This is a genomic window from Bradyrhizobium sp. NAS96.2, assembly GCF_001908235.1.
Lineage (GTDB): Bacteria > Pseudomonadota > Alphaproteobacteria > Rhizobiales > Xanthobacteraceae > Bradyrhizobium.
The window spans coordinates 1-740 of the sequence record NZ_LGHK01000436.1 but is presented as its reverse complement, the minus strand read 5'-3'; the positions used below and the strand labels follow the sequence as shown (position 1 = coordinate 740).

The window sequence follows — 740 nt, the reverse complement described above, 5'->3', positions numbered from 1 at the left end:
AGCGCTCGTCTCGTCGGAGCTGGCCGGGATAGCGGAGGCGAGACGAGCGCGGGTGGCGTGATCGTCGTCTCGGCTCTTGAACCGCCAGCTATCGTTGCCGGTCTCGACGATGTCGCAGTGATGGGTCAATCGGTCGAGCAGCGCGGTGGTCATTTTGGCGTCGCCGAACACGCTCGGCCATTCGCCGAAGGCGAGATTGGTGGTCACGATGACGGAGGCGCGCTCATAGAGCCGGCTGACGAGGTGGAAGAGAAGCTGGCCACCGGACTGGGCGAAGGGCAAATAGCCGAGTTCATCCAGCACGATGAAGTCCATCCGGGTCAGATGCTCGGCGAGCCGTCCTTGCCGTCCGTTGCGGGTCTCGGTCTCGAGGCGATTGACGAGGTCGACTACGTTGAAGAAGCGGCCGCGGGCACCGGATCGGATGCAGCTTCTGGCGATGGCAATGGCCAGGTGGGTTTTGCCTGTGCCGGTGCCGCCAACCAGCACGACGTTGCGTTGTTGGGCGATGAAGCCGCCGCCAGCGAGATCATTGACGAGAGTCTGATTGATTGGCGTGCCGTCGAACTGGAAGTCGGCGATGTCCTTGGCAAGCGGCAGCTTGGCAATGGTGAGCTGGTATTTGATCGACCTGGCTTGCTTCTCGTTGATCTCGGCGTTGAGCAGGTCGCCGACAATGCGCTGAGGTTCGTGCTGGCGCTTGACGGCAATTGCCATGATCTCGTCGAAGGCAGCCTTCA

General features: G+C 62.0%; 1 protein-coding gene. It reads right to left on the bottom strand.

What is annotated here, in order from left to right:
- Positions 1-740: IS21-like element helper ATPase IstB (istB, locus tag AC628_RS41795; protein WP_245321625.1), on the bottom strand; the 740-nt coding region annotated here is incomplete at both ends.